Annotated in this window: 7 protein-coding genes and 1 tRNA gene; 2 read left to right on the forward strand and 6 right to left on the reverse strand. The window is 58.1% G+C overall.

The window, feature by feature from the left end; genetic code table 11:
- Positions 1-37 precede the first annotated feature (37 nt).
- The 3 genes from ampE to ACIQVE_RS22070 all read right to left on the reverse strand — a co-directional run bounded on the left by ampE (position 38) and on the right by ACIQVE_RS22070 (position 3,685).
- On the reverse strand, positions 38-877 hold the full coding sequence (ampE, locus tag ACIQVE_RS22060; protein WP_402812136.1) for a regulatory signaling modulator protein AmpE: 840 nt from the start codon (positions 875-877) through the stop codon (positions 38-40).
- Complete coding sequence (ampD, locus tag ACIQVE_RS22065) at positions 874-1,434, reverse strand: 1,6-anhydro-N-acetylmuramyl-L-alanine amidase AmpD (protein WP_402812139.1); 561 nt, start codon at positions 1,432-1,434, stop codon at positions 874-876. The genes ampE and ampD overlap by 4 nt, the downstream gene beginning before the upstream one ends.
- Positions 1,435-1,498: 64 nt before the next feature.
- Positions 1,499-3,685, reverse strand: coding sequence for a DUF1631 domain-containing protein (locus tag ACIQVE_RS22070; protein WP_402812142.1), 2,187 nt, complete (start codon positions 3,683-3,685; stop codon positions 1,499-1,501).
- A 391-nt stretch (positions 3,686-4,076) separates the two neighbouring features.
- On the opposite strand from ACIQVE_RS22070, the gene nadC reads away from it, so the two are divergent.
- Positions 4,077-4,925, forward strand: a complete 849-nt coding sequence (gene nadC, locus ACIQVE_RS22075; protein WP_402812144.1) for a carboxylating nicotinate-nucleotide diphosphorylase — start codon at positions 4,077-4,079, stop codon at positions 4,923-4,925.
- Positions 4,926-4,975: 50 nt separating this feature from the next.
- On the opposite strand, the gene ACIQVE_RS22080 is transcribed toward nadC, so the two are convergent.
- Complete coding sequence (locus ACIQVE_RS22080; RefSeq protein WP_042608866.1) at positions 4,976-5,275, reverse strand: DUF6388 family protein; 300 nt, start codon at positions 5,273-5,275, stop codon at positions 4,976-4,978.
- A 273-nt stretch (positions 5,276-5,548) separates the two neighbouring features.
- Here ACIQVE_RS22080 and ACIQVE_RS22085 point away from each other — a divergent pair, with 273 nt between their 5' ends.
- Complete coding sequence (locus ACIQVE_RS22085) at positions 5,549-6,043, forward strand: hypothetical protein (protein WP_402812148.1); 495 nt, start codon at positions 5,549-5,551, stop codon at positions 6,041-6,043.
- Positions 6,044-6,052: 9 nt separating this feature from the next.
- On the opposite strand, the gene ACIQVE_RS22090 is transcribed toward ACIQVE_RS22085, so the two are convergent.
- Positions 6,053-6,125, reverse strand: a tRNA-Thr gene (locus ACIQVE_RS22090).
- Between the two features lie 169 nt (positions 6,126-6,294).
- Positions 6,295-6,801, reverse strand: a 507-nt coding sequence (locus ACIQVE_RS22095; protein WP_402812151.1) for a S1 RNA-binding domain-containing protein, incomplete at its 5' end; no start/stop codon positions are given.

Raw genomic sequence — 6,801 nt, forward strand, 5'->3', positions numbered from 1 at the left:
GAACGGGGATAAATCCCCTCGCCACAAAGGTGTTCACTTAGTGAATCAAGACGATCCACAAGGCAAACCCGGCATACCACAGCACCGCCGCACGCAGCAGCAGTTCCCACAGGCAATCAAGGGTGTTGATGCCTTCCGGCCCTACCACAGGAGGCGGGATCTCCCCCGCTGCCAATCCGACCTTGTTGATCAGGTGCGCAGCGCTGATGTTCCAGTTCAGCAATTCGTGCAGCATTACCCGGCTGACCGCAACGAAGTTGCCAACCAGGGCAAAACTCGCCGCCAACAGGCGCACCGGTACCCAGTCGAAGGCATGGCGCAGTTGCGCGGCACGTTCGACCAGCGCCGGGTTCTGCCCGTGCTCTTGCGCCAGCGCCAACAAGCGATAAGCCAGTGCCGCCACCGGGCCGAGCAGGAAATACCAGAAGATCACGGCAAAGAAGCTTTGATAAGCCTGCCACAACAAATGCTCCTGCACCCGATCGAGCAATTGCTCGCCGCTGTCGGCGCAGATATTCAGATCGCGCTTGGCCACATGCGCCGCTGCTTGCAGATCCTCACGACGCCAGGCATCACGAAACGGCCCAAGTCCGCCGAGCAAGTCGCCGCGCCCCAGACTGTAAATCACCACCAGCAAATGCACCGGCAGGGCCAGCAAGCCGTACGCCACCGGCTCCAGCACCACCAGCAACAGGGCCAGCAAAGCCACCGGCAGCAGCACCAGAATCGTCAGTACCAGCCATGGCTGTTTGGCCAGTCGCTCGCTGGTTTCGAGTTTGTTCAGTTCGCGAATCCATCCGCCATCGCGCTGAACCCGATGGCGCAGGGCCGAGAATTTCTCGATCCACAGCGCCAGCAGTAACACCAGAAAACTCATTGTCCTTCCTCTTGTGCCAGGGCCGCGCGGTAACGCGCCCAGTCGAATGCCGGGCCAGGATCAGTCTTACGCCCGGGTGCAATGTCGCTGTGCCCGCAAATACGGGCGCCGGTGATAGCCGGAAATGCTGCCTGCAACTGGCGGGTCAGCGCCGTCAACGCCTGATACTGCGCATCGGTGAACGGCAGATCATCGGTGCCTTCGAGCTCAATGCCCACGGAAAAATCGTTACAGGTTTCGCGCCCTTCAAAAATCGACACGCCTGCATGCCACGCCCGCTCAAGACAGGAGACAAACTGGGTGACCTTGCCGTCACGTTCGATCAGAAAATGTGCCGAGACCCGTAGGTCGGCAATCCCTGCAAAGTAGGGATGTTCGGTGACATCCAGACGATTCTGGAAAAATTCCTGCACCTTGCCGGTCGCGAACTGCGCCGGTGGCAGGCTGATGTTGTGGATAACCAACAGGGATATTTCGCCCGCAGGGCGTTCATTGAAGTTGGGCGATGGGCAGGCCTGCACCCCGTGACACCACCCGCTAGCGGGATCCAACTGCATACCGATTCCTTCAACGCCGACTGTGTTGGCGCCCAGTATGCCGTGATCGACCCCCGGCGCGCGATCACTTGGCGCGATTGAGTCGCCGTAGATTGCCCAACACCGACTCCAGCGCCCGGTCGAACAACAAGGTGTCGTCCAGCGCACGCACCGCACCACGCTGGAACTCAAGGGCCAGGCCGATGCGGCTGCGCTCCAGCACTTTCATGCCGGTACGGTCGACAAACACGTACTTGCCGGTCGCTTCGATGATTGCTGCAAGCTTACAGCGCAGGGTGTTTTCTTCGTCTTCCTGAAACGCAACCCAACTGCCCAAGCGCAATTGATCAACCTGTTGCTGGCCGGCATCGTTGTGTGACAAACGCGCCGACGCTAGCGACATCGCGCCCTCGTCAGCGGTTTGCAACACGATTTGCTGCGACACTTCAATCAATGCCGTTAGTTCGACTGGATCTGCATCAGTTGGAGCTTCAAGCACGCGCACATGCAGCGTTTCCAGCTCAGAGAAAAATTCGCTGGTGGCAAACGGATCAAATGCCGAACGGGTCAGGCCCTCGCGCAACGACTTCAGCAACCCCGGCACTAGCGCCAGCAGGCGCATGCCAGCGTCAGCATCATCGTGACGCTGCACGCTCCAGATCAGTTGCTCCAAGGTCTGCACATCAGCCTGCCATTGGGCGGACTGATCGCCATGTTTGAGGCAAGCCAGCAGTAATACTTTGCTCCAGGCATCCTGCACGAAGGTCACCACCGACGGCGGCAAGGCTTTGCCCAACAGCGCCTGGTTCAACGCATGCTCGACTCGTCGCCGCGCAAGCTCGGTTTTCGCCCGCCCCTCTTCGGCATCGCGCAGACGCTGCTCAAGTAATTCGCTGCGCCGACGTTCGTCACTGGTGAAAGCAAGGAAGTCAGCCAGCAGTTCAGAAAATATCGCCGGGTCATCGACAAAATCGGTCAGCAGGCGCTGCACCACCTGTTCGATACGCAGATACAGGCTGTCGCGTGCCTGACCGTCGCAATCGCCCCAGCCCATGGCCGCATGGGCGATTTCATTGAGCAGACGCCGCGCCGGGTGGCTGCTGCGGCTGAAGAAACTCTTGTCGAGCACGGCGACCTTGAGCATCGGAATCTGCAAGCGTGCGATCAAGGTCTTGAGCGAGTCCGGCACATTGCGGTCTTCGAGGATGCAGTCAAAGATCATGGTAATCAGATTGATCACGTCCTCGTCAGCGCCGACGATTATCCGTGACTTGCCACTTCTGACGCTGACACGTGTCAGCAGCTGCTCGAGCTGGTTACGCAGGTCGAAGTCGTCCTGGGCCGCCAACGCCGGCACATATTGTTGCAAGTGCGAGAGCAGGCGCAGCAGGTCACGCGTGCTGATCGGCTGGGCGGCGGCGCTCGGTTCGAGGGTCGGCGCAACACTGCCGCGCACATGCAGCAGCAACTCCTGCAACGCGGCGAAGACTTCCTGGACATCTTCGTCCGCCGGTACAGGCTCAGCGCTTTCTTCGCGAACGATGCTGGCCGCCGCACGATCTATCGCGCGGCGCGCCGGTGCCGGTTTCAGCTCGGGCAACACGCCGGTGGCGCTGAGCAACTGATTGGCTTCGGCATACAGCTGTTCGGTGTCGGCCAGCACATAGCGCTCGAACAGCTTGAGCAGGATCAGCTTGACCTTGATCTCCACGCCCAGGTTGCGCCCGGCCTGCAAGAAGAACTCACAGAGCAGCGCCGGGCCGAGCGGATTGTGTTGATCGGCAAAGGAATTACCCAGCAATGCGTTGAGGCGAGCGGTCAGTTGACCAAGGGCGAAGCCATCACGCTTGAGCACGCGGCCGACCATAGTCTCCACGGCGACGCTGCGTTCCATGTCGTCGGTGCGCGGTGCGCAGTCTTCGAACAGCAACGGGCGCGGCAGCGTGATATGCGCGGGTTCGTATTGAGTGAGGCCGACAAAGGCTTCGAAGAACTGCTCGAGAAAGCCGCGCTCGATGTTTTTGCGTTTGAGGCGCAAGTCGCGCATCGCTTCAAAAAAGATGTTCTGCTCGACGTCGTTGCGCGCCCGGTCGGCCATTTCGAACAGGGTATCGTCGGCGTTATCGAACAGCTCCTGCAACCCGTGGCGCAGTTGCTGGGCAGCCTTGTCGCGAACCTGAAGCAGAATCACAGGCAGGCGGGCGAGCGGCGAGTGATTCGCCTGATCGGTAGACGCCTTGTGCAAAGGCACTACTTTCCCGTCGTTGTGCATCCAAGCCTCCTGAAACGGTGATTCTTTGGGTGAGTCAGGACACCGCCCTGTGGGAGCGAGCTTGCTCGCGAAGGCGATCTGTCGATGACATCGCTGGTGAATGACACCCCGCAATCGCGATCAAGCTCGCTCCCACAGGGTTCAGTAACTCAGCCAAAAAAGACGTCAAGCCTATGACGTCAAATACAAGGCGGATTATCTTGCAAAAGATGTCCCCGGCGCTATAGGCGTCAGGGTTTCCCCTATGCCCGCCCGGTCACCCTCAACTGACCACGCCAAACCGGGTTTACTCAAAGAAATCGACCAGATGCAGTCAGGCACGCGAGTTCTCGCCTTGGGTTGGCTCGTGCCATGCCCCTATAATCGAATCACTTTGTTTGTGGAGCCCGTTATGCCGAATCTACGTCTCGCCGATTTGACCGCCGAAATCGAAGCCAACGTGCGCCGTGCGTTGCTCGAAGACATCGGCAGCGGCGACATCACCGCGCAACTGATCCCGGCCGAACGTCTGGCCAAAGCCACCATCATCACTCGCGACGAGGCTGTTATCTGCGGCACGGCGTGGGTCGATGCGGTGTTTCGCCAGCTCGATCCACGGGTGGCGGTGCATTGGCAGGTAATCGATGGCGAGCGGGTGAAACCCAATCAGCCGCTGTTTCATCTGGAGGGCCCGGCCCGTTCGTTGCTGACCGGTGAGCGCAGTGCCTTGAACTTCCTGCAATTGCTTTCCGGCGTGGCAACCCGCGCGCAGTATTTGGCAGACTTCGTGGGCGAGACTCAGGTCAAGCTGCTCGACACCCGCAAAACCCTGCCGGGCCTGCGTCTGGCGCAGAAATATGCCGTGACCTGCGGCGGTTGCCACAACCATCGTATCGGCCTGTACGACGCGTTCCTGATCAAGGAAAACCACATCGCTGCCAGCGGTGGCATCGCCCAAGCCATTGCCGCCGCGCACAAGATAGCACCGGGCAAACCGGTGGAGATTGAAGTGGAAAGTCTGCAAGAGCTGAAGGAAGCGCTGGAGGCCGGCGCCGACATCATCATGCTCGACGAACTGAGCCTGGACGACATGCGTGAAGCCGTGCGCCTGAACGGCGGCAAGGCAAAACTGGAGGCCAGCGGCGGCATCAACGAAAACACGCTGTTGCCAATCGCCGAGACCGGGGTGGATTACATCTCGATTGGCGCGATGACCAAGGATGTGAAGGCGGTTGACCTGTCGATGCGTCTCAGCCTCTGAAGACCGCACGCAATAAAAACGCCAGCCCGATTGAGGCTGGCGTTTTTGCTTCAAACCACCAGATTGTTCATCTCGCAGTATTCGTCCCACTCGACGCCGAGCACTTCAGCCGCCTCTTTGTGCAGAACAAGGCGCTGGGCCTCGAACTCCTCCGGCGTGCTCGTGTACTTGAGCGTCAGTTCCCATGGCTGCAAACCCTGGGCTTCAGCTTCGTCTTCGAATGCCCACTGGATCTGATCTTTCTGATCATCGGGACTCAAGTCCTTGATCTCTTCCTTCAGATCGGGCACGTCCAGAAGGTATTTTTCCAGCGCTTGTTCGTGGCGTTGCTCTTGAGTTAATTCGGTCATGTCGTTCTCGTTGATCATAGGAATGGAAGATGGATCTGGATCATCAAGGATCTCTCTGACGCGGATTGTCCGGCCTTCGGAACCATTCGGGATCATCTGAAAACTGCAGGCGATGCTCATGCAGGCACCGAATATAGGACGTTTGCGTGATGAATTACACGGCTCTTTACATCTCTCACACAAAAAGTTGACCTGCGGAACATAAATGCCGATTTCCAGTCATAGCGATGTGCCACTTCGGCACTCATCCGCTGTTCACAAGGAAAACCAGTGATGCGCAGCTTTTTGAAAATGTCCCCTGTTGTGTCCACGACGGCTCTGATCGTCGCTCTGGCTTTGCCGGCAAGCGCAATGGCTGTCGAGTTGAGCAACAGCAGCCCGTCCTACGGCGACAAGGTTTCTCTGATTCACAACGATTACGGCAAAGAAGTCGTCATCCGAAGTGACATCAGCATCGATGAACTGAAAAAGATGCGTGACACCGTTAGCGATCAATCGCGCCAGATCGAAGAACTCAAGCGCAGCAGCGGCTCCAACTCGAGTTCGAGCGGCAAGGAAGTCGACGAATTGAAGAACAAGGTCAAAGAGCAGGATCGTGAGTTGGACACACTCGGCCGCCAGGTTGAAGAACTCAAGCGCAACAGTGGCTCAAGCTCCAATTCGAGCAGCAGTGAGATATCGAACCTGAAGCAGAAAATCAACGATCAGGACCGAGCAATGGACCAGCTCAAACGTACCGTCGAGGATCTTAGCCGCAAGGTGAAATAAGGAGGATCGTGCCCGAGACAGGAATCGAACCTGCGACCTTCGCGTTACGAGTGCGCTGCTCTACCGGCTGAGCTACACGGGCGGTGGGGTAAAACTAGCACCGGTTTTCACAAACGCAAAGTTCGCAGCGCCTACACCGCTCACTGTCGGAGCCACGGCAGCCCGCGATCTTTTAACGTTTGCTACAGGCAAAAAAATGCCCCGCCGTTTTCACGGCGGGGCATTTTTATTGCGCTAACGCCTTGGGGTAATTAAACGCCCGAAGCCTTGGCTGCTGCCACGTCTTTGATGGACAGTTTGATACGGCCGCGGTTGTCCACGTCCAGTACCAGCACTTCCACTTCCTGGCCTTCTTTCAGGATGTCGGTCACTTTCTCAACGCGAGCGTCGCTCAGCATCGAGATGTGAACCAGACCGTCCTTGCCCGGCAGGATGTTGACGAATGCGCCGAAGTCGACGATGCGCTCAACCTTGCCGACGTAGATCTTGCCGATCTCGGCTTCAGCGGTGATGCCCAGAACGCGCTGACGTGCAGCTTCAGCAGCTTCCTTGGTTTCGCCGAAGATCTTGATCGAACCGTCGTCTTCGATGTCGATCGAAGCCTTGGTTTCTTCGCAGATCGCACGGATGGTCGCGCCACCTTTACCGATAACATCACGGATTTTGTCGGTGTCGATTTTCATCGCAATCATGGTCGGAGCATTTTCCGACAGCTCGGTACGCGACTGACCAATGATCTGGTTCATCTGACCGATAAT

The organism is Pseudomonas sp. NPDC098747 (genome assembly GCF_044760045.1).
In the GTDB taxonomy this organism is placed as follows: Bacteria; Pseudomonadota; Gammaproteobacteria; order Pseudomonadales; family Pseudomonadaceae; genus Aquipseudomonas.